General features: G+C 46.5%; 19 protein-coding genes and 1 other annotated feature. Of the genes, 15 read left to right on the top strand and 4 right to left on the bottom strand.

The genetic code is table 11. The annotated features are described in order from the left end of the window. Nucleotides 1-19 precede the first annotated feature (19 nt). From GQY55_RS12665 to GQY55_RS12705, 9 genes are all read left to right on the top strand, one after another. Complete coding sequence (locus GQY55_RS12665; protein ID WP_160041841.1) at nucleotides 20-1,612, top strand: SagB family peptide dehydrogenase; 1,593 nt, start codon at nucleotides 20-22, stop codon at nucleotides 1,610-1,612. An 84-nt stretch (nucleotides 1,613-1,696) separates the two neighbouring features. Continuing rightward, nucleotides 1,697-1,885, top strand: a complete 189-nt coding sequence (locus GQY55_RS12670) for a DUF3231 family protein (RefSeq protein WP_236575579.1) — start codon at nucleotides 1,697-1,699, stop codon at nucleotides 1,883-1,885. Nucleotides 1,886-2,161: 276 nt separating this feature from the next. Further along, nucleotides 2,162-3,322: an amidohydrolase family protein gene (locus tag GQY55_RS12675; protein WP_236575580.1), complete on the top strand. Its 1,161-nt coding sequence runs from the start codon at nucleotides 2,162-2,164 to the stop codon at nucleotides 3,320-3,322. 574 nt (nucleotides 3,323-3,896) lie between these two features. After that, the gene (locus GQY55_RS12680) at nucleotides 3,897-4,820 is read left to right on the top strand and encodes an alpha/beta hydrolase (RefSeq protein ID WP_160041843.1); all 924 of its coding nucleotides are present in this window, start codon (nucleotides 3,897-3,899) and stop codon (nucleotides 4,818-4,820) included. 375 nt (nucleotides 4,821-5,195) lie between these two features. Next, nucleotides 5,196-5,467: a binding site (T-box leader), on the top strand. 387 nt (nucleotides 5,468-5,854) lie between these two features. Beyond that, nucleotides 5,855-7,561 carry a biosynthetic-type acetolactate synthase large subunit gene (gene ilvB / locus GQY55_RS12685; RefSeq protein WP_160041845.1) on the top strand — a complete coding sequence of 569 codons (1,707 nt, stop codon included), beginning with the start codon at nucleotides 5,855-5,857 and terminating at the stop codon, nucleotides 7,559-7,561. A gap of 29 nt (nucleotides 7,562-7,590) precedes the next feature. Beyond that, complete coding sequence (locus GQY55_RS12690) at nucleotides 7,591-7,752, top strand: hypothetical protein (RefSeq protein WP_160041847.1); 162 nt, start codon at nucleotides 7,591-7,593, stop codon at nucleotides 7,750-7,752. Nucleotides 7,753-8,812: 1,060 nt separating this feature from the next. Next, entirely contained in the window at nucleotides 8,813-12,952 is a 4,140-nt protein-coding gene (locus GQY55_RS12695) for a carbohydrate-binding protein (RefSeq protein WP_160041849.1), read from the top strand. 287 nt (nucleotides 12,953-13,239) lie between these two features. After that, complete coding sequence (locus GQY55_RS12700; RefSeq protein WP_160041851.1) at nucleotides 13,240-14,499, top strand: aminopeptidase P family protein; 1,260 nt, start codon at nucleotides 13,240-13,242, stop codon at nucleotides 14,497-14,499. Between the two features lie 475 nt (nucleotides 14,500-14,974). Next, nucleotides 14,975-15,208 (top strand): XRE family transcriptional regulator, encoded by a 234-nt coding sequence (locus tag GQY55_RS12705; protein ID WP_160041853.1) that lies wholly within the window; start codon nucleotides 14,975-14,977, stop codon nucleotides 15,206-15,208. A gap of 110 nt (nucleotides 15,209-15,318) precedes the next feature. On the opposite strand, the gene GQY55_RS12710 is transcribed toward GQY55_RS12705, so the two are convergent. From GQY55_RS12710 to GQY55_RS12715, 3 genes are all read right to left on the bottom strand, one after another. Next, nucleotides 15,319-16,254: a S66 peptidase family protein gene (locus GQY55_RS12710; RefSeq protein WP_160041855.1), complete on the bottom strand. Its 936-nt coding sequence runs from the start codon at nucleotides 16,252-16,254 to the stop codon at nucleotides 15,319-15,321. Between the two features lie 119 nt (nucleotides 16,255-16,373). After that, on the bottom strand, nucleotides 16,374-16,547 hold the full coding sequence (locus GQY55_RS31360) for a hypothetical protein (protein WP_236575581.1): 174 nt from the start codon (nucleotides 16,545-16,547) through the stop codon (nucleotides 16,374-16,376). 532 nt (nucleotides 16,548-17,079) lie between these two features. Further along, a complete protein-coding gene (locus GQY55_RS12715; protein WP_236575582.1) occupies nucleotides 17,080-17,298 on the bottom strand; it encodes an SDR family NAD(P)-dependent oxidoreductase in 219 nt (72 codons plus the stop codon). 177 nt (nucleotides 17,299-17,475) lie between these two features. Between GQY55_RS12715 and GQY55_RS12720 the strand changes: the two genes are divergently transcribed. Both GQY55_RS12720 and GQY55_RS12725 read left to right on the top strand, forming a co-directional pair. Beyond that, on the top strand, nucleotides 17,476-17,916 hold the full coding sequence (locus GQY55_RS12720) for a MerR family transcriptional regulator (RefSeq protein WP_160041857.1): 441 nt from the start codon (nucleotides 17,476-17,478) through the stop codon (nucleotides 17,914-17,916). 710 nt (nucleotides 17,917-18,626) lie between these two features. Further along, nucleotides 18,627-19,193 carry an NAD(P)H-dependent oxidoreductase gene (locus GQY55_RS12725; RefSeq protein ID WP_160041859.1) on the top strand — a complete coding sequence of 189 codons (567 nt, stop codon included), beginning with the start codon at nucleotides 18,627-18,629 and terminating at the stop codon, nucleotides 19,191-19,193. 128 nt (nucleotides 19,194-19,321) lie between these two features. On the opposite strand, the gene GQY55_RS12730 is transcribed toward GQY55_RS12725, so the two are convergent. Next, nucleotides 19,322-20,008: an SDR family NAD(P)-dependent oxidoreductase gene (locus tag GQY55_RS12730; protein ID WP_160041861.1), complete on the bottom strand. Its 687-nt coding sequence runs from the start codon at nucleotides 20,006-20,008 to the stop codon at nucleotides 19,322-19,324. Between the two features lie 155 nt (nucleotides 20,009-20,163). Here GQY55_RS12730 and GQY55_RS12735 point away from each other — a divergent pair, with 155 nt between their 5' ends. From GQY55_RS12735 to GQY55_RS12750, 4 genes are all read left to right on the top strand, one after another. Then, nucleotides 20,164-20,742 (top strand): TetR/AcrR family transcriptional regulator, encoded by a 579-nt coding sequence (locus GQY55_RS12735; RefSeq protein ID WP_160041863.1) that lies wholly within the window; start codon nucleotides 20,164-20,166, stop codon nucleotides 20,740-20,742. Nucleotides 20,743-20,978: 236 nt separating this feature from the next. Next, nucleotides 20,979-21,152, top strand: a complete 174-nt coding sequence (locus GQY55_RS12740; RefSeq protein WP_236575583.1) for a PhzF family phenazine biosynthesis protein — start codon at nucleotides 20,979-20,981, stop codon at nucleotides 21,150-21,152. 437 nt (nucleotides 21,153-21,589) lie between these two features. Next, entirely contained in the window at nucleotides 21,590-22,267 is a 678-nt protein-coding gene (locus tag GQY55_RS12745) for a response regulator transcription factor (protein ID WP_160041865.1), read from the top strand. Between the two features lie 68 nt (nucleotides 22,268-22,335). Further along, the gene (locus GQY55_RS12750) at nucleotides 22,336-23,274 is read left to right on the top strand and encodes a HAMP domain-containing sensor histidine kinase (protein WP_236575584.1); all 939 of its coding nucleotides are present in this window, start codon (nucleotides 22,336-22,338) and stop codon (nucleotides 23,272-23,274) included. The last annotated feature ends 33 nt before the right edge of the window (nucleotides 23,275-23,307 follow it).

The raw sequence follows: 23,307 nt of genomic DNA on the forward strand, positions 1-23,307 counted from the left end.
GATGACAAGGAGGAAAGCGATGAGTCTTATGAATTTGGACGTTTTTCTTCACCGTTTGCAATATGATCCGGATAAGGTCAAGCCCTTGGATTGGGAGACGGATTGGGATGACGCACCGCTTCCTTACAAGCTTTATCGCGGGTTGCCAATGTTTTCGCTATCCAGGGAAGTGCCTGCAACGCTCGAGGGCAGGGATACGACCGGTGTGCCTAACCTTCGCGATATCGGACATTTCCTTTATTATGTATTCGGGCTTACGCAATTGACCCAATCCGTCCTGGAACGCGGACCAGCGGAAGAATCGGCTGGCGTCCTGCAGATGTGCCGGCGCTTCGTCCCTTCCGGAGGCGGGTTATATCCGAGCGAATTGTATCTCTATTTGAAGCTTGATGAATTGCCTGCCGGCGTATACCATTACGATGCGGCTCATCATCGGTTGGCGTTGTTGCGCGAAGGAAACTTCGATGCTTATGTAGCGAGGTCGCTCGGGAATCGACGCGACGTGAACGGTTGCTTCGGAGCCGCGTTCGTATCTACGGTTTACTGGAAAAATTTTTATAAATACAACAACTTTGCCTACCGGTTGCAGGGACTAGATGCTGGCATATTGATCGGACAGCTGCTCGAAATCGCGAAACGATTCGGATATTCGTCCAGCGTGCATTTTCAATTTCTCGATCAAGCCGTCAATCATCTGCTCGGACTATCGGAACAAGAGGAGAGCGTGTATGCGGTTATCCCGTTATCGACTGATCCGGTGATCCGGTGGATGGAACGCGGGAACGAGGATGAGCACACGGTTTCCGCCTCCGAGCTGTGCCGGGAGTTGTCGCCTGTCAGGCATGATCACTATGTCAGGTCACGGAGGATCTCAGATTACCCGTTGCTGCTCCGGATGAGCGAAGCTTCCCGACTGGATTCGACGCAATTATTCCGAGAAATCGTAAAGGATGAACAAGCAATCCCGGATCAAGCGCTCTCACTGACTCTGCCGCCTGTAGAGCGCTTGTCTTATGATTTGGCGACGGTTTGCCGCAACCGGTTTTCGCCCGAGACGGAATTCATCTTGAAGCCGATTGCTCTCTCCCGGCTTGCAGCTTTGCTTCGGGAAACGACGCTTTCCTTCTCGTATCGTAATGACCTGGATGGCCCGCAGGAACGGCCGGAACCCCGTGTATGCCTTTATGGCTGCTTCTACGGGGTCGATGACGTTCCGGATGGTGCTTATCGGTACGATGGCGCCGCGCATGCGCTGCAGCCGGTTTGTTTTGGAGATCACCGGCAACGGATGCAGGAGGGAATGTCGCTTTCCAATGTCAATTTGTTTCAAGTGCCGCTCGGCTTTCATGTAGCAGGGAAGAGGGGGTTCTTTCAATCGCAGCTCGGCAAGAGGGGATACCGCATACAGCAAATGGAAGCAGGGATGCTCGTGCACCGGTTATTGCTGGCAGCATCCGCCCTCGGGATGGGAGGACGTCCGCTTCTCGGGTTTGACGCCAATTCCAGCGATGCGCTTTACCGGACGGCTGCTCGGGATGAAACGGGGCTGATTTTTATACCGGTCGGTCCCTATCGTCAACGTGTGCGGTTGGCGGGGAGCTTGAGCCGTTAAAATGAAAATTCATTGCTAACGGCATTGGTACTTTATCCCCAAGGATTATGTGATGATTATATACAGGACATCGATATGTTCTCCATGAAGGTAAGGGAATACGCCAATGGTGCATCACTTAGCGGAAGAAAAGATGTTGGCGCATTATTTGCAAAATGCCAGTTGGATGTTTCATTATACGTAGAAGATGGTGCCAATATTATGATTGACCGCGGCTGGATGGAGCAACCTCCGGAAGCTGTAGACCGAGATAATTTACACGCTGGACATTAAAAGCTTGATTCAGAAGCTGCCTCGGGTACAATAGTTGAATCGAGCGGGTTAAAAGAAAGGGCCTTCCTGTATAGGATGGCCCTTAAGCATGCCGTTTACAAACAGCGCGGAAACCTTATCAAAAGTAATGGCACGGTACCGACACCTGTGCCATGTAGGACGACAAGAAGTGATTAACTGTTATACCTGCAGGTATATGCAAAGGTTTGCCCTCTGTGTTTTGGTAGGATGTGCTATAATTTCTGGTAAAGTTTCGCATAAAGCGAGGAGATTTGCATGACAAAAAAGCCGCTGACTTATTTGCTCGCCGGCGTCGTTATCGTGGTGGTGGCGTTCTTGCTGATGTATAGGCCATTATTTACAAACCCGGGGCATACGACGGCGAAGGAAATGGAAGAGCCTTCTGTAAAGCCGCTGACCACCGCTGCCACATCCGATACTGCAGCGAATGATTCGAAAGGGAATTCGCCAGAGGCCGAAATGAAAAGCCTGGCCGAGCTGGCCGTCGAATACGGCGATTTGCGGCTAATCGACGCACATAATCATGATGCCAGCGGGTTTACATATGCAAGGATGATGAAGACCTGGAAGCAGGACGGCGTTGACCGAATTGTCCTTTTCGGAGATGTTTCCGAACCTTCGGCGATCGGGACGGACCAGATATCCTGGAATGCATATCAGGAAGCGCCTGACCAGTTTATCCCGTTTTTCTCCGGAATCAATCTCCTGGACGAATCGGGACTTCAGACAGTGAAGGACAATTTGGAGAAAGGATACTTCGGCATCGGGGAAATTGCCGCAGCCTCCACGAATTCTCCCGTCCTGGCTAATGTCGCCTGGAAAACCAAAGATCCGATGGACGGAATTTTACCGAAAATCTACAAACTATGCGCGGAATATAAGACGCCGGTGTTGCTACATATCGATCCTCCGAGCGGGGAGCCTGTCCGCAAACTGGAGGAAGCGCTCGAGGACAATCCTGATACGACTTTCATATTCGCCCATATCAACGCTTACAATTCGCCCGACAATGTCGAATATTTGCTTAAGAAGCATCCCAATCTGTACGCGGATTTTTTTGCCGGTTCTACAGCTTCCAATCCGGAGAGCGCCAACCGGCTGGACGACTTCGTATCCGTCATGAAGCAATTTCCCGATCGTTTTCTATTGAGCACGGATTCGGGTTATGGTTTGCCTGGAGGCGAGGAGAAGGCCATCGAAGGGATGTACCGGCTGATCGATGCGTTGGGAGACCGCCGTATAGCACAGCAGGTTGCCGGCGGTAACCTTGAACGGTTGATCCGCATGCAGCCGGCCACGAAGACGCAGCTTGAAGCACTTCGCAAGGCCGGCAATCTGCCTGGCATGGAGAAGGATTTGTCCAGCCTGACGAAAGAGGAAGCCGGAAAACTATTGTTGGATAAGAAACAAGAGTAAACTTCCCGCAACACGGAATCTGTTTCCGCTTTAAACGGAAGATCAGCGTAGTGCCTCAATGCGAATCGGCTCGGGTGCACATGGAGGTGACATGGATACCTTTATCGCTCTCAGTAGTTCGGAAAATTGCCGCTTTCAACCTATCAAAACCAGTGAATGAAGAATAGACCCATTGAAAGTCGCCATTTTAGCGGCTTTTTTATTTTATTGATACAAGTTATAGTCCCGATTGCCGTAAAGGACAAGGAACATGTTACCATTACCGATTAGAAAAATATCTAACTGATTGAAACTCGGAGACAATTTGTTGACATTTCGTTCAAAAAATGATGATATCTCTGGACTATATTAAATATATGAAACTAAAAATTGATTTCGTATGGTTTTGGAGAAGAAAAATCGAAGTACACGGAGGTACAAGAAATGAGGAAACGGTGTCCGATCTGCCTATTCAAGTGACAAAGGCAGAGGATTCCAAGATAAAAACCAACCAATGCGCAACCAAACGCTATTTCAAAGTGATAATAGTACACTCTGTTGTAAATTCAGCGAAAGTCGGAGGTATAGAAAATCTATGAACGTATCTTTTAAAGAAATAAAAATGGTACTCGTCTTGCTCATTTTGTTAATAACCATTACAGGATGCTCCAGAGCAATGCCTGTATCTCCAAATGTAGATCATTCTTCAACGAATCTGCCTCAAAATACATCCACCACAACCGAGACCGGGAATGAAACGCCTCCTGCCGAAGAAACGAACATCCCATCAAACCCACCGGTTGAGTATGATCCTGCCTGGCCGGACCGAACGGTACGCTCTTCCAACGGGCATCTTGTGAACAATTGCGTACCAGAGAAGCTGCGCGATAAAGCAACTACATTGACAACCAGTGACGGGGTGCATTTGTCGGCGCTTGTGCTTGGAAGCGGAAATAAAGGAGTCCTGCTTGCACACGAGCAAGGCTATAACATTTGCTCTTTTCTTGACATGGGAACGGAATTGGCGGATGACGGATATTTAGTCGTTATTCCTGAATATCGCAATCACGGCGCCTCACAGAATTTCCCGGAGGATAACCAGAATATAGACCGTGATGCAGATGCGGCCTTAAGCGAACTCAAACGATTGGGTGCACAAAAAGTGTTTTTGGCAGGAGCATCTTGTGGCGGTACAACAGCAATCATTGCGGGCGTTCGTCAAGAGCTTCCCATCGAGGGGTTAATTATTCTTTCTTCTCCAGCACAATGTGGGCCGCTTGATTCAATTCCAAGCGTCAAAAAGATTAAAGCGCCATCCCTGTTTGTTTTTTCACCTGGTGATTATGGAGGCTCGATTGAAAAAGAAGTGCGCAAATTATATCAAGCATCCGGAGCAACGGATAAAGAGCTCATTGTGGATCCGAGCGGTTATCACGGAACAGATATGTTTCATAAGGGGGAGCAGGGCGACGCATTGAAGTCCAAACTCATTGACTTTGTTAAAAAGAATTTTAATTAAAGTAAACTCAAAATGAGGTGTTAATCTAAGGCTTCAGTGTTGGCCGGCATTTAAGAATTAAATAATAGAAATGTTTGTGTTTCCTGGATGGCGGATCCATCAGCGCTTCATGGCTAATCGCACCTTACTTCGTTTCAGCTCTCCTTCGACCGTTACGGCATTTTCGAGAAGGCCGGCAAGATCGCGGAAAGGCGCGAAATGCTGGAGTCGCATCGGGATCATATCTCCGCTCTCAGATGAGGGGGATCAGGACAATATAAAGAGCATCGGGTATAAATTAATCAATATCAGGAATTGGAACAGCGAAGTCGGATTTCTAATCCGGGTTTTGATTGAAAAATAATGAAGTTTGTGATAGTATTTCCTAAAATCATTTGAAAAGCGATGAAGAGGAAAAGTACTAAGGGCTCTTAAGTTCAGAGAGCGAAGGGAATGCTGAAACCTTTGCCTTAACCCCTTTGTATGTCAGTCACCTCGGAGCTGTTGATCGAAAACCGGATCCAATCGTTGATTTGGCGAGTAGTTCCAAACGGATAGGCACACGTTATCGTGCTGAGGTAAGGGAAACCTTACTTCATGAGGCCGGAATCGTGAGATTCCAGCAAACCAGGGTGGTACCGCGAAAATCAACCCCTTTCGTCCCTATCGTTCGGCAGATGGCTGCCGAGCTTGGGAAGAGAGGGGTTTTTATGTATATAACGAACAAGCGATGAAGAGAAAAAGTGTCAAGGGCTCTTAAGTCCAGAGAGCGAAGGGAATGCTGAAACCTTTGCCTTAATCCCTTGCATGGTCATCTCCGAGCTGTTGATCGAAAACCGGATCATGTCGTTTGACTTGGTGAGTAGTCTCAACCGGATGGACACACGTTACCGTGCCTGAAGTAAGGAAACCCTTTACTTCGTGAGGCCCAAAATCGCGAGATTTTAGGCGAATCAGGGTGGTACCGCGAAAATCAACCCCTTTCGTCCCTTTAGTACGGCAGTATGCTGCCGGCTTTTGGGAGGAGAGGGGATTTTTTATTGGAGGGATGTCACATGGATACAAAAAGAGAAAAAGCTGAACTCATCACTGGATCTGAATGCCTTCTACGCTGTTTGTTGCATGAGGGGGTTGAAAGTGTTTTTGGTTATCCCGGAGGAAATGCGCTGTACATTTATGACGCCATGGTCGACAATCCGGAGTTCAAACACATTCTGACCCGGCACGAGCAAGGAGCTATACACGCGGCAGACGGTTATGCCAGATCGACAGGTAAAGTCGGCGTCTGCATTGCCACATCCGGTCCGGGAGCGACAAATTTGATTACCGGGATTGCGACTGCTTATATGGATTCCGTGCCTCTCGTCATCATTACGGGCAACGTGTCAACTACGGTCATGGGCACAGATGCTTTCCAGGAAGCGGATATCGTCAGCATGACCCTGTCCATAACGAAACACAGCTATTCCGTTCGTCATGTGCAAGACCTTCCGCGCATCGTGCATGAAGCCTTCCATATTGCTAGTACGGGCAGGAAAGGTCCTGTATTGATCGACATCCCTAAAGATGTATCCAATCACAAGTTGTATTACCAACCAGCGGCTGCGATTCGTCTTCGAGGGTACGAATCCAATCCGAATTTGGATACAGACCAGATCAATATATTAATTCAAGCGATTACCGAATCCGAAAGACCGATCATCATCGCCGGGGGAGGCGTGGTTTATTCAGGTGCAACCAATGAGCTGCTGGAGTTCGTGATTAAAACCAACATTCCGGTGGCGACCACATTGCTTGGTTTGGGAGGTTTTCCAAGTGCTCACGACCTGTGGCTGGGCATGCCGGGCCATCATGGTGCGTATGCAGCGAATATGGCCATCCAACATGCCGATCTGATTATTTCGATGGGTTCGCGGTTTGATGACCGGGTGACCATGAGCGTGGATGGTTTCGCCCCCCAAGCCAAACGGATTGCCCATATCGATATTGATCCGGCTGAAATTGGCAAAAACGTCAAGGCGGATATTGCATGCATAGGCGATATCAAGGCTGTACTGAACTATGCGAATACGAAAGCTATCGCATCCCCCTCTGATCGTTGGATCAAGGAAATTCAAGAATACAAACGGCAGTTTCCGTTACGGTACAAAGATTCGGATACGGAGCTTAAACCCCAATTTGTCATTGAAATGATCCATGAAACAACACGAGTGGAAGCGATCATAACCACGGACGTAGGCCAGCACCAAATGTGGACAGCTCAATTTTACAAGTTTAACCACCCCCGCTCACTGATCACGTCAGGTGGTCTTGGAACCATGGGGTTCGGGTTCCCGGCCGCCATTGGCGCTCAGATCGGAAATCCGAAACGACTTGTGGTTTCCGTAAACGGTGACGGGGGCATGCAGATGTGTGCGCAGGAGATGGCTATTTGTTCCATTCATCGCATTCCTGTCAAAATTGTCGTAATTAACAACCAAGTATTAGGGATGGTTAAGCAACAGCAGGAACTCAGCTACGCCAAGCGTTACAGCCAGATCGACCTTGCCGGCAGCCCGGATTTCGTAAAGCTGGCTGAAGCCTACGGAATCAAAGGGTTGAGAGCGAGTAACAAAGCAGAGGCTTCCCGCGTGTGGCAAGAAGCTCTAAATACACCTGGTCCCGTACTTGTTGAGTTTGTCGTACCGAAAGAAGAGAATGTATATCCGATGGTGCTTGCCGGAACAGCTTTACATGAGATGATTCTGGGGGATGTCGAATGATTTGAAAACATAATGAAGGAGGTTGACGCATGTCGCATCCGGCAATCGAGCAGACGAAATCGCTGCTGCCGACCGGGCAGGATGCATCGATCGCCGACAGAAATACAATGAGCAGCTTCGCGACGTTCCGGATGTGTCCAGGATGCAGCGAAGCTGCTCTTCTTAGTTTATTGGAAGTTTTTTTGTTTTAACGATATATGTCCTAGTCAAAACCCGACGACAAGAACATATATCGTTAGCCGAAAAAGACAAGAACACTATGGTTAACCGTGATAGGGACAAACTTCTACGTAAACCGGTCTTCCTTATCCCGGCTTTGTTTGTCTCGATCCACAAGTGAAGCAAGTATCGCGGACGCGTCGTTCGGTTTAATCAAAGTTTCATCTTTCTGTAAGGGGAAGAGCCGGAGCGTAGCAACGGCACTGGTGCAGGTGAGGATCCTGAAGATCTGCCTTAACTCAAGGAAGATGATATCTACCCAGCGATGAATCTGGTTAACTGCGCTGAGAGCCGTTTTGTAACCGTATCCCGTTTAGCCTTGAGAATCCGTAACTCCTCGTAGGCTTCCGGATTGAATCGTACAGACGAGTAGTTTATCCATTTTTGACCATATCCGCAATGACAAGGGCATCATCCTTGCAGTCACTTTTGGACGGAGTGTTGTCGCGGTTCTCCTTGTTCTTCTTGTCATGGTGGCGATTAACGAGAACGATTTCCATTCCTTGAGAAGAGAGCCAACGAATCAGGCGTCACCGATAATGACCGGTCGGTTCCATGCCAACGATGACATGATTCAGGTTGTAGCAGTTTAGCAAATCCTGAATCCAGCGACCAAACATTTTCGTTAAAAAGAAAAACTAATCGCTAATAAATACGAGAAGTTAGATTTACAGATGTCTGACATCAAGAATCTGGTTGCAGATAGAGTGAGCTAACGATCCTTAAGAAGAGGTCGTGAACAACTCCTTATTATATTTGATATGGGTGGGATCACCTACCGATTAACTCCCCCATAGCTATCCCATTTATTACAGTAATATTGTATCAAATATAATATGTACAAAATATTCATTGTATATTTCATAATATTTGTAATAAAACATTGACTTTGCCTGGAAAATGCCGATATACTCTCGATATATTAGATTAATTGGATGAAATGAGGTGATGCGATAACGGTGACCGGTGAAGATCCATACGATCATTTATCTATGAAAGCGTTTTAATACAATCGATGAGGTGATAAGTTTGATGTTAAAACGAAGTATAGCAATCATGCTGTGTATGCTGCTCTTGATTGCTCCTCAGGCGGCATTCGCCTATAAGAATCCTGCATCGCTGCCGGACGAATGGGGACAATATGGACTTGGCGACCCTTACGTGTTGAAGTTTAATGGTACATATTATTTGTATGTGAGCACGAGAGATACCGATATCGGAATCAAAGTGTGGAGCTCGCCAGACCTTGTCCACTGGAGCTATGAAGGATTGGCCGCAACGGATCCGGTTACGAAGGGAGCCTACGCTCCTGAAGTCGTATATTGGAACGGATACTTCTACATGTATACCTCTCCTGCCGGCAATGGTCATTACGTGCTGCGCAGCGAAAGCCCGACGGGGCCGTTCACGGTGCAGACGGGCAATTTGGGCCATTCGATCGATGGCAACGTCTTCATTGACGATGATGGCAAGTGGTATTTCTATCATGCAGGCGCAGCGGGAATTCTCGCGGCTACGATGCCTACACCAACGACGATCAGCAACAGCGTCAATACAGGTGCAAGCATGAACGGTTGGACGGAAGGTTCTACGTTGTTCAAGCGCGACGGCAAATACTATATGACGTATACCGGCAACCATGTATTCAGCAAAGGCTATCGGGTCGACTACGCTGTCAGCTCAAACCCGCTCACGGGATTCGTGCGTGATACGGATAATCCGATTCTGATCAGTACGGAAGGTCCGACAGTCGGTCTCGGGCATAATACGGTCGTCGTTGGCCCGAACCTGGATGCCCGCTATATCATCTACCACAATCTCGAAGGAAAGGGCATTGTAGGACCTCTTCGCCATATGGGGATGGACCGGATCGTGTTCAACGGGGACAAAATGTCCGTGCTCGGACCGACGGCAACCGAGCAGCCGGATCCGGAGATGCCGGATTTCGAGGACCGGTTCAATGGTGCGGAACTCAGCACGTCGTGGACGAAAACGGACGGTGTCGGCTGGAGCATGGATTCCGGACTTCTGCGTCAGCAAGTTGCCGGTACAAGCAGACTGTTGACCACTGTTGCGGCGGGTAGCAGCTATACGGCAGAATTTAACCTACAGCTGGCTGAGTCCAGCAATACCGAAGGCCAGCGGCTCGGGGCCGTATTCTCCTACAAGGGAGATAACGATTTCGGCACAGCGCTGTTAGATCCGGCGAGCAATTCGCTGAAGACGCAGTTCCGGGTGAACGGCGCAGATCTGGGATGGGAGGAGAGCACGCTTCCGGACGGGTACGATTATACAAAGCTGCATAATATCCGGGTTGAGAAAGCAGGGGACACGTTCAAGATCTACGTCGACGGCATGCTGAAGCAGACGCGCAGCGCGAAGCTTGGCGGCGGCAGTATCGGTTACGTCACGGAGAACGCGAAGGCTAATTTCGGTTATGTTGCTTTCAGCAACGACGTGAACGGAAGCAGCGATTTTGACGCCGCGAAACCGGTTCCGGGTCAAGTCGAAGCCGTTCATTACCTGTCAGGCGGCGAAGGAGTCGGATATCACGACCAGACGCCGGGTACGATCGGCGATTACCGTGGAGACGGCGTGGATACGGCCAAAGCAGATGACAGCACCTCACATATCACCGCTTTCGAGAAGGGCGAATGGCTGAAATACCGGCTGAACATCGCGGAGACAGGCAAATACGATATTGATCTCTCTTATGAAGATGCAGCCCTGGGCAGCAAAATACAGCTTACTCTGGATGATGGACAGCTGCTGGGCGAGTTTGAGCTGACAGGTGACACTGACGCTGCTGATGCAGGATGGCAGACCGCACAGCTGAACGGGGTAGATTTGCCGGCAGGTGAACATATTTTGAAGGTCACCGCCGCATCGGGCACGACCTCGCTGGACAAGCTGTCGTTCCAAAGGCACGCGGATGTTCCGGTTCTCCATGATAACTTCAATGATGGTAAGGATGACGGCTGGCAGCGGTATGAAGGATTCTGGAACGTGAAGACCGACATTGGCGGGGAGGAGCAGGCTTATGACGCGTATCATCCGATCCCGGGGACGATTGGCACAGTCCACTATATCTCTGGTGGTGAAGGTGTAGGTTATCATGAGAATACACTCCAAAACATCGGCGGCGAGTACCGGGGAGATTCGGTCGACATTCGCTCCAATAAGGTCAGCGGCGGTTACAACGTCGGCTGGAACCAGACGGGCGAATGGCTGAAGTTTAACATTGACGTAGCGGAAGCCGGAACCTATAACGCAGAATTCAAAGTAGCTACTACGCTGGATGGAGGTCAGATCCGGCTCTGGCTGGACGACACGACGGATCTGACCGGCATTGTGGACATTCCGAAGACCGGTGACTGGAACATCTGGAATGTGGTACGCAAATCCGGTGTTATCCTGCCGGCAGGCAAACATACGTTGAAAGCCGAGACGGTCCGCGGAGAATTCGATTTTGCAAGTATAGCGATGACGAGGACGGATCAGCCGATACCCGTGCCCGGCGTCATCGAAGCCGAGCATTACAAGCCCGGCGGTGAAGGCGTTGGCTACCATGATTTGACGCCTGCAAACATTGGAGGCAAATACCGCAGCGATAGCGTCGACATTCGATCCGCTGCATCCGGCGATCAGATCGTAGGCTGGAATCAAACGGGCGAATGGCTGAAGTACAACATCAACGTTGCGCAAGAGGGACTGTACGATCTCGACTTGTGGGCAGCGACGACGTTCACGGATGCAGAAGTCCGGCTATGGTTGGATGACACGACTGATTTGACAGGCATACTGGGCGTTCCTTCTTCCGGCGACTGGAATAAGTGGAAGTCGGTGACGAAATCCGGTATTAGGCTGCCGGCCGGTGATCATGAACTGAAGGTCGAAATTGTCAAAGGCGAGTTTGACATGACGAGACTTTCGCTCACCCAGTTCGATAAGCCGCATGTGCTGCCCGGATTTATTCAGGCTGTTGATTATAAGGCAGGCGGCGAAGGTACGGGCTACCATGATCTGACTCCCGCTAACATCGGTATGGAATACCGGAATGAGGCGGTCGACATCCGCCGAAATGCGGGGGGCAGCTACAATGTAGGGTGGAACGCTACCGGCGAATGGCTGGCCTACAACGTAGATATTGCCAAGGCCGGCGTGTACAACGTCGATTTCGTGACCGCTACATCGATGGACGGTGCGAAAGTCCGGCTGTGGCTCGACGATGCAACCGATCTAACCGGTGAAGTCGACATTCCGAATTCTGTCACCTGGGAGAATTGGGCGACAACAACGAAGCAAGGCATCTATCTCCCGGCGGGCGCCCATACCTTGAAGGTCGAAACCGTGAAAGGTGAATTCGACTTCCAAGGAATACGCATCCATCAGAATCCAGTCGAACCTAAGGTTGCTTATACCGGCGAATATCAGGCAGCGGTCGGCAGCTTCGGAAAAACGTTGATTGGAGATGCCAATTGGTCGGATTACAGCGTAGAGTCTGATATCAAGCTGATCAGCGATACAGGTGACGGAGGCATACTGTTCCGGGCGAGCAACCCGGCTCACGGCAAGGAGCTGAATCAGAATAATGCGGATTTCGTACAAGGATATGTCGCGTACCTGAACAAACAGGGCGTTCATCTCGGCAAGCTGAATTACAGCTGGACCTATCTGACAGGAGCGCCGCTCGAGGTGAAGACAGGTGAATGGAAGCATGTAAAAGTCGTTGCGCAAGGCGCCCGTATCCAAGTGTTTGTCGATGATATGAGCAAGCCGGTAATCGACTATACGGACCGCAGCGGCAATCCATTCACACATGGCAAGGCCGGCATGCGGACGTTCATGAATGAAACGAGCTACGACAATTTTACGATTCTCCCTGCCCCCATTAACGCTCCTGCCATCGGAAAGCTGCTTGAATGGTTTGGAACTACCGGACAGCTAGACGAGAAGACATGGAAGCAGTTGGATAAGGAGCTTGAGCATGCAGCCGATGCGATCAGCAAGAATAAGACGGACTGGAAGCAGGGGATCAAGCATCTGGAGAATTTGTTGAAGCAGCTGAATAAAGAGAAGAAGCAGGAAGAAGTTTCCGATGAAGCAAAGACAACGCTCAATCGGAGCATTAAGACACTCATTGAGGTGTGGAGTGCAAATCTTGGCAAGTAGCCGGCCCTATGGCGACTAACTAATGCGAACGTCCCTGTACCGAAGGAGCTCGGTGCCGGGACGTTTTGCGTTATTGCATCGGAAATTATGATAGTGAGCATATTTCCTCGGATGAGAGGGAGAGCGAGGGAACCACACCTATGAAGACGTTTGGAAAAGGCTGCCTGCGGCTCATTCTTGGAACATTAGTGTTACACTTTTGATACTGAACAGTAACAACCAGAATATGTTAATATATGATAATAGTTAGAATAGCATTAAGAATTGCAAAAGGGAGAGTGTAAGACATGAAACAAACCTTTTTTGTAAATAACCGTCAAAAGTTGGTCCAAGCTTTGGCTGATGATTCCATTGCCGTTTTGTTTGCTGGGGAAGCTCCCCATAAATCAGCGGATGCGAATTATCCATTTAAGCCGAACCGCCATTATTATTACCTCACTGGATTGACGAAACCGAGTTCCATCCTGGTGATCACCAAGCGCGGCAATCAAGTCGAAGAGACGCTGTTTATCGAAAAAGTTGATCCCGTTCTGGAAAAATGGACCGGCAAGATGATGACTGCTGATGAAGCCAAAGAGATTACCGGCATCGGAAAGGTGCAAAATCGCGACACCTTTGAACATTTCTTCCACGCTACCGTGACGAACCATGACTACAAAAACGTGTACTTCGATCTTGAACGACGCGGGTTCCATGAGCTGCCAGGCCGGGCGGAGATATTTGCACGCAAAACGCAGGAGCAATATCCGATGCTCGTGGTTCAGAACCTGTACCGACAGATCGCCCACCTGCGCCTGTTCAAGACTCAAGACGAAATAGTGAAGATGAAGCGTGCCATCGAAATCACGAAGGAAGGTATCGAGCGCATGGTGTCTCATATGCGTCCGGGTGTCAACGAGGCGGAGCTGGAAGCACACTTCACATTCAACTTGCGCACGTCGGGTGCGAAACATTATGCCTTTGACCCGATCGTGGCGGGCGGTGCCCGTGCGACGGTACTTCACTACGAAGAAAACGACAGCGACGTCCAAGACGGCGAGCTGGTGCTGGTCGACATAGGTGCAGAGTTCGACCAATATAACGCTGACATCACCCGCACGTTTCCGGTCAACGGCACGTTTAGCGAGCGTCAGAAAGCGATCTACAACCTCGTCCTGAAGGCTGAGCAGGAAGTCATCAATGCGATCAAACCAGGCGTACCCTTCACAAAGCTGAACGAGATCGCCAAGCAAGTGTTGGCGGAAGGGGGCAAGGAACTCGGTTTGATCGATAACGATGAAGAGCTGATTAACATCTACTACCATGGAGTCAGCCATAGTCTTGGCCTTGACACTCACGACGTCGGCGACTACCGCGGGCTGGAGTTACAACCGGGTATGGTGCTAACCGTGGAGCCAGGCCTGTACATCTCAGAAGAAGGCATCGGCATCCGCATCGAGGATGACGTCCTTGTCACGGAAGATGGTTGCGAGGTGCTCTCAAAAGATATCTTGAAGACAGTCGACGAAATCGAGGCCTTCATGGCCAAAGCAAAAGCGACAAAATAAATGCCGGCTTCTACCACAGTTTTGTATACAGTATAGTTTGTATATTGATAGATTGATAGAAGATGTATAAAGTTACATATCAATAATCTATATTCTGGGATTTATCAAAAACCTTATGCTAAAGAGGATAGCATAAGGTTTTTGGATATTTGAGCCGGAATCGTCTTACGCTTTATGTGAATTCGCTTGAATGGGAAAATCGAAGAGCATCGCTGTTTCAACCTGGTGTTGTAAGAAATAATTGATGTGGCGACAAACAGATCTTTCCTCCGTTGATCCAAGCCACCTGTTGTGACAAGCTGCCTACGGTAGAGCAGGAAGCTAATATCTTTAAGACGACAAGTACATACACGCTTAATAGCCGCGCAGCTGCGGCTTTTTTTGTTTTAACCATAATTGATAAAGTATACTCATGCCGGCAATGGACAACGCTTAAGATTAAATAAATATTTTTTATGCGGGAGGTCATTGCTTCTTGAAATTTGAACTTGGACGTTGCTTGCTGAATGAACGATTGATGGAATCCGGAAAGTCAGCGGAATGGCTGGCAAAAGAGTTGCTTTTGAAACCGGAACGAATTTACGACTTTATTGAAAACAAAAGAGTGATGCCACTCAAAATTGCCATATCAATCGCCGATTCGATCGGTTGTGATGTTCGTGTCTTGTATGATTTAATTCCGAACGAATTAGAAGTAAAGGGAAATTAACGGAATAAGTGGTAGGTCGCATTGAGACTACAAATGTGATCCATTAAGCTAACGGGAAACGCTAGTTCATCACGATTAAAACCTCTCCTTAGAAGCAAGGGGGGAGTTGGTCATAACGATTGGATAAAGCTGATGGTAGGTTCAACTATAGTTATTCTAGCATTGACTGAATCGAGGTTAACGGTTGCGCCAATCGGCAAAGCGGCTTTATACAATCCATGACCTGTGGCAAGGTTCGTTATCATCGGCTTACCGAGAGGTACAACAAATTCGTTGATTAAATCCTCATAGGATTTACCATAAGCCGCCTGGCAGCCTGAGCACTCTCCCATAATAATGCCGATGCAGTCACGAAATTTTCCGGCAAGCTTCAAATGATTCAAGTACCTGTAGACGGTATTGGTAGGTTCATGCGTTTCTTCAAGAACAAGAATTTTACCCCTTGTATCGATTTCGAAAGGCGTACCCAACGTATCGACAAAGGATGTCAGATTACCGCCCACAAGTTGCCCAGTAACGTTGCCCGGAACACGGCTTATCAGCGGCATCCCCGGCGGATTCAAGATTGTCCGGGTTAATGAGTATACGGATGTCGCGGAAAAAAACTGATCGAAATTATAAGCGGGCGTTTCGGATTTGAAGTCAATAAGCAGCAGACTATGGAATGTTATTAAATCCACATATTGATGCAGTACGTTTAATAGTACCGTTATATCGCTGTAACCTGTAACGATTTTTGGATGATTTCGGATCACAGTATAATCAATGTAAGGAAGAATTCCGGCGACTCCTGTACCGCCTCTGGTGGGTAGTATCATTTTAACCCGCTCGTCTTGAAACATCATCATCAAATCAGAAGCCCGCTGCTCGTCTGTGCCGGCAAGAAACCCGTTTTGCGCATATACATATTGACCCAATACAACATTGAACCCCATTGCTCTCAAAACTTCGATCCGTGCATTAATTACGTCTGCAGCGAGCGGGCTGCCCAAGGTAACGACTCCAACGGTATCGCCCCTCTGCAAGATTGGCGGTATTATCGGCATATGCTTATCTTCCTTCCTGAAAATAGAAGCAGCCATTGTGAATAACATATCTTTAGAGTATATTGGCAAAGTCCCAAGCACAGTACTAAAAAGGAGCTTGAATGAACAAGAAACCTCTTTCATAAAGGGAATAAAATCTGGTTGAGCCCAAGTGCCCGTAAAATACGGTCCATGGCCAAGCTCGGTTTACCGTGAATACGCTGAAGCAAGGTTTCGTCGGCAACCCGGCGATCTTCTGGGTTTGTCCGGAATGATCCGAAGCTGCTGAAGGGGCCGATTGCCGCCTCATTCATAACCGGAATACATTTATGCGCGGCTTCGAATACAATGACCCTAAAGCCAAAAGCGAGATGGCGGAGGCAGGCGCTCCTTCCCTAATATCCTAGAGCACGTCCGGCAAGCTCCCCGAGCATAAGGTTGGTACGCTGTGCTCGATTCTCCAATCCTTTGTAACCATTCAGTTTGTATTGGCGCTGCCATTTCCATAACCTCGGGTTGTGAATGCTATACTTCTGACATGCAGCATTAAAACCAATCTCACCACGCTCAATTTCTATTAGGATCGTAAGTTTCTCAGAAGCCGAATAGGATCGTCTTTGCATGAAAAAGCCCCCTTACCGTAGCAGGTTTTATTATTTCACCTGTCTACCGTAAGGGGAGCATGTCACAACAGCAGATGCTCCTTTTTCATTAACCTAAAGGGCAGCATTAGCTTAATGAATTATACCGAAAATGACAAGAACACGGTTTCTTATCCGATTAGACGAATGTTTAATGTAATTCAATATTGGACGCCTTTACTTGGTAGTACCAATGTAGCTGACACTATCCGCAGACATATGTAAAACTGGAAATATTTCCAACATCAAGTTGTAGAGCTACTGCTTTACGTCCTAGGGCTTCAATCTCAGCAACGACAGACTTTGCTTGTTCTGCTTGGCTACGATAGTTCAGGATGACATCACCGCCATGACGTGCAATACTGATGGCAGTATTGCGACCCAGTCCGCGGCTGCCGCCAGTAACGATTGAGATATTTGCCATTGTAACTTCATCCTCTCAGAAATCGTTTTAATTTACAGTGATATCATAAAAGATAAAGTTCACTTGAAGTCAAGGGTGTTTTGATTATAATAATAAGTGCCTAATCAAACAGATAAATCCACTGATTTCACTATATTTTCTCTATTTTTTATAGCGTAAATTTGGAAAAATCAATTTATGTTGCCAAATATTCATTTAAAGTACACTTTAACAGATGGCGGTGAAAATTTAGTTGTGTTGACTATAAAAGAAGCTACCGAATTGACGGGAATAACAGCTCCCACTCTCCGATATTACGAAAAAGAGGGGCTGCTTCCCCATGTGAAAAGAAATGAAACTGGAAAGCGGCTATATGACGATGAGGATTTAAGCTGGATATCCTTTGTTACCGCGCTTCGAGCCACAGGGATGCCGATTGCTCAAATTCAGAAGTATGTATACTTGTATAAAGAAGGGGACTCGACGATTGCGGAACGAAAAATGATGATGCTTCAGCATAAAAAAGAGATTGAGAAGAGCATAAGGGAACTATATTTTAACCTGGATAAAATAAACTATAAACTTGCTCTATATGATGTACTTGAATCTCAGATTGAAGGAACTAACATCAAAATTTGATGATGCCAAATACAAAGTCGCTAAATTAGCGACTTTGTATTTTTGTATAATTGTATTTGACTCAAACATACATTTCCAAATATCCATACCTATAACGTCGGATACAAACCGCGTTAAAATCAGTACTGACATGATGCTGTCAAAGATTGAGGCCGTTTTTATCCCTCCTGGTGGATGACACTGTGCCACCAAAAGTAGAATATTCCCTAACTCAACAGGAAAAAATTGTCCACTATCATCCATTCTGTAAAAATATGGGGAAAATCCCATTATTTCAGATGATTCAGGTTGAATGTCGAATGTGAAATCACGACAAGATTTTTAATGTACAAAAGATAGAAGCAAACTATTGAAAATGAAATTATTTAAAATATCACAAAATATGAGTTGCATTTCAGAGACAGAAGGCATATAATGATCAACATGTTAGTGATTGATCAATTACTAAACATCCATTCTCAAATAACTGCTAAGCGATTTATCTTGAGGTGCGTGTCGTGTAGACCGTCTCTATACCTCACTGACTTGATTTTCTAGTTCTTTAAGACATTGGACAAGACTTGAGGGGAGAGAAAGGCTTGTCAGCTATGTCTTGGAGCAGACGGTATTACAGATGTTCTGGTCGAGGCATGTGCTAGTTTATATGTAATTGTAATTGATCAATCAATAATAGAGATAATATGAAACACAAAATGAGAGGAGATATCCCTATGAACCATTTGATCGTGTATGCCCATCCGAGAAAAGAAAGCTTTAACCATGCTATTTTGGAAACTATCGTTCAAAGCCTCCGTCAAAAAGGACACGAGATCATCGTCCGCGATTTGTACGCGATGGAGTTCCAGCCTGTCATTAGCAGCAGCGAGATACTAGGCGGCGTAGGTGAAGACATTGAACAGGAGCAGGAGTATCTGAAATGGGCTGACGTGATTACCTTCATCTATCCGATCTGGTGGACCGGACTGCCAGCAATCGTCAAAGGCTATATAGAGCGGGTTTTTACTTATGGGTTTGCCTATCGTTACGTGAGTGGGGAGCAGATGGGAATGCTGAAGGGTAAAAAAGCTGTAATTATTAACACGCAAGGGAAATCACATGCCCAATATGCAGCTAGCGGCATGGACAAAGCTTTAATTTTGACATCCGACAAAGGAATATTTGAATATTGCGGTATGGAGTTGCTGCACCATGTATTTTTCGAGTCCGTACCGAGCTCCGACGAGGCGACGCGTACGGCGTGGCTGAAACAAATCGAGGAGATAGCGGGCAAAGCGTAAACAATTATGGTTGTAGACAGTCCTGTCGCGAGGGACTAGAAGATGTTCCGATTGTCGATTAGAGATTGCTCCAGGCATTAAAAGAGATAAGACAACTATGAAATGATAGTTGTCTTATCTCTTTCGTATTAATTTTCGCCAAGAATTGTAGTTGGATCAAGCCCTGGAGGGAATATTTCTTCAAAGTGGTCCTTTTTCTCATAGAAATTATACCAAGCTTCAGCAATAACATCCGGGTCCCCTGCTGTTCCGGGTTGAATCATGGCTCCGATTGAAAGATGTCCGACAAACACACCTTTTTCTTTCAACTCATTGTGCAGGTTTGCGGCATAATTACGAATACCAGCCCCAACGATTCCGGCATTCCCGGCATAAGGTATAGGGAACATAGTAGATACGCCTGTTGTAAATAAAATTGCACCAGAACCGTTATTTATCATATCCGGTAGAACCTCATTAACGGAAAGAACGCCCGCCAGCAAATAGCTCTTCATAATATCTAATACACTTTGAGGCGTAGTTTCCAGCACGTGTGTGAACTTATCCTCCCTGGCATAGGGGCTAAATTCTAGTACATCAATCGAACCAAACTCTTTTTTAGCTGCTTGAATGGCTTGTTTTAAAGCAGCTAGGTCCGTAATATCCGCTACAAAAGACTGCGTTTCAATATTTAGTTTTCTAAGTTCACTCTCGAAAATGGCTAATTTCTCAGGATTACGTGCAATGGCCACGACCCTAAAACCATTCTTTCCAAATTTTTTCCCTAGAGACAAACCTAATCCAAGACCTGCACCAACAATGACAATAGTTTTCATTTTTCGTTAGCTCCTTATCTATGATATATTAAAAGAAACATGTGTTGCTTTAATGAAAACTATACAGCCAAAGGCTTAATGCAACAATCAACAACCCTGTGCGAATGTTGCTATAGCCACAAGAATAATAAATTGTTGGGTTAGAGGTGAAGGAAATGGCCACAAAAGCAAGGAATATACGAATGACGCAAACGAAACAATCATTGATTAATGCTTTTTTCAATTTGGCTTCTAAAAAGGATTTTGAAAAAATTACAATAGCGGATATAACAAGGGGAGCACAGGTTAATCGGGCTACATTCTATGCACACTTTAATGATAAATACGATTTAATCGATTTTATTATGGGGGATTTCGCCTCAGCCTCTATCGAAAAGCATACTTCAGGTGTTGTGAAATTCGATCTGGATAGCATACATCAACTCATTTTAGCGGTATCTGATTTCTATCAACAACCGAACATTGAATGTCGCAGCAGCTATGGTGGCTTTGTCTTACCTCAAATGCAAGAAAAAATACTAAATGAATTGAAGGCTTTTTTGTCGAAAAGTTTGGAACAAATGTATACCGATGACGAAAAGAACATGTTTGTGCCTATTTTTGCACAAATCATTCATGAAGGTGCCTTGCAATTGGCCACAGGTAGCGTCAACGCGAACAAAGATGAAGTCGCCAAGAAGATTGCTTTATTTGTAGTAGCTGGATCTCGGTCTTTCGAAGGAGTATTACGCTAACTGCTACGGTACGGTGAATATGGAGACTGATGGGCAGGGAAAGCCGTCTGTAGTGAACATAATGCAATGCCGTACGGAGCGGGAGAGATTGACTTGAATAAACATTATCATCCGTATGTTACGGAAACGGAACGATTTCAAATTGCGCGGGAGCCCCGACATCCGTTTCATGGCAGCGAGTGGGACATGCGGTTGCGACATCGGTTTTTCGAAGATAAGGAGAGGACGATCGGAACATGAATGTGGAAGTGTATACGTTAAATGCGTTTGCGAAAGGGGATCGTGGCGGTAATCCAGCAGGCGTTGTCTTGGAGGATGGCCTTTCGCTGGATGCTGCCGAAATGCAGCTCGTAGCGAAGGAATTGGGCTTTTCGGGTATTCGATGGATTATCCTTCTGAAATCAAGGTAGGATTGCGCCTGAGCGAGAGCGGTAAAATCAACCAGGTTCGGGTTGGCGGTGCAGTGGTTGGCATTGAACAAACACACTTGTCGAATCGAACCGGTTGGAGCTACTCCCCGGCAAACAATACAGCTATGACAAAGAATCCGAATTTAAATCAAAACCGGAGAAATGTGACCCCATTACGAGCCTGATTCTTAGGGCTTTTTTTATTTATGTGGTTTGATTTGTGTCATAAAAAATGAAGAAATGTGACCCCATTGCGGGAATTTGACACAAAATTGGGGGTATTGTGTAGGACCTTTGCGATTAGGTGTTCCGACGGAGAACGTTATCAACCTGAGCCACGTCATTCACAAATTATGATAATATATGAACCAGCATGGAAGAGAATGTCGTTGGTTCTGACTCTGCTTTTTTTAATGCGATGTAGAGAGGGATGCTACTTGAAAAGAAGCGTATTATATATTGAAGATAATGAGAAAATAGGCAGCCTGCTAAAAGAAGAATTGGAAAAGCGAGGATTTTCGGTTCAGTGGCTGCTTTCTGGCGAAGGAGCCGAAAAAGAAGTACATCAGCATGAAGTTGTTATTTTGGATATCATGTTACCCGGCTTAGACGGATTTACGGTGGGAAAACGGTTAAAAAAAGCAGCTCCTGCTGTCCCTATTTTGCTGTTGTCTGCTCGAACATCGATCGATGATAAGGTAGATGGTTTACAATTTGCTGATGATTATGTAACGAAACCATTCCATACGGATGAATTGGTTGCAAGAATAGAAGTATTAATCCGCCGAAGTGGTGGAACCCATTCCGAACGCATTTCATTAGGAAATGAGATTGAAGTAGATCCGGAAGGCCAAATGGTATTTGACAAACGCACGGGAGAAGAAATTATTTTGACAGGGAAACAACATCAAATCTTAATGTACTTTTTACGGCACCCGAATCAAGTTTTACCAAAAGAACAAATTTATGAAGCTATTTGGGGAGAGGCTTATATAACGGGCGATAAAACATTAATGGTGCATATCCATCGACTGCGTCAAAAGCTGGAACGTTATCCGGATTCCCCGGAAATTATTGAAACGTTGAAGGGAATAGGCTATCGGGTGAAACTATGAAACAGACAAGATCGTTATTTCGTCGTTTTCTAAAAGTACATTTTCTATTTATCTTTTTTCCTCCCATTATGCTTATTTTCTTCAGCGCTTTTTTTGGATTTTCTGGTATTCATGAAAAAGATCTAAATACGTTAAATCTGTTTTACGTTTCCGTGCTATTGTTTGGTTTTATTATGGTCGCGTTTGTCATATTATCTTGGCTGTTCTTCTTGAAACTTCGCAAACGTCTCACCCGCTTACAGGATGTCATGTCATCTTCAGCTAAAAACAACTCATTTCCTAAACCCGTATCAGTTCAAGCGGATCGTATGGATGAAATAGACCAGTTGGGAAGTTCTTTTAATTGGATGATTCAGCAGCTTGAAGACAGCCGCAAGCGAGAATACGAAGAGGAATTGTTACGACATCGGCTCATTGCGAATTTATCCCACGACTTACGAACGCCGCTTACCATTTTGAGAGGACATGTCACCAGATTAAATCACGAATCCTTAAGTCTAGAAGGACAAAACTCGTTAACGGAGATCAACCATACGATTACACGAGTCGGAGATCTCATGGATGATTTACTTTCCTATACATTGCTTACATCAGGGAAACATCCTTATCATCCCGCTTCAACAGATATTGTACGTTTAGTCAGAGCATCTGTTGCTGCGTGGTATCCTGCATTTGAAGAGAAAGAAATTCTGCTCGATGTTGTTTTAACGGGAGACGAAACTTTTTATTGGGATGCAGACCCTAAATGGATGGCAAGGGTTCTGGATAATTTATTTCAAAATATTCTTCGCCATGCAGCAGAGGGGAAATACGCAAACATCGTGGTTGATGTAGAAAAAGAACGGATCATTGTTGCAGACAGAGGTCCGGGAATGGATAACTCCTCCTATGAGCATGGAGCGGGAATTGGTTTATCGACTTCAAATTATATGTTGAAAAAAATGAAGCTGAAAGCTGACTTTACATCAAATGAAAATGGAACAAGAGTAGCTATTGGTAGAGCGTAACCTAAAGTTAACCCAGAAGTAAACAGCATGATA

The organism is Paenibacillus sp. USDA918EY (assembly GCF_009870825.1).
GTDB lineage: Bacteria > Bacillota > Bacilli > Paenibacillales > Paenibacillaceae > Paenibacillus_AQ > Paenibacillus_AQ albilobatus.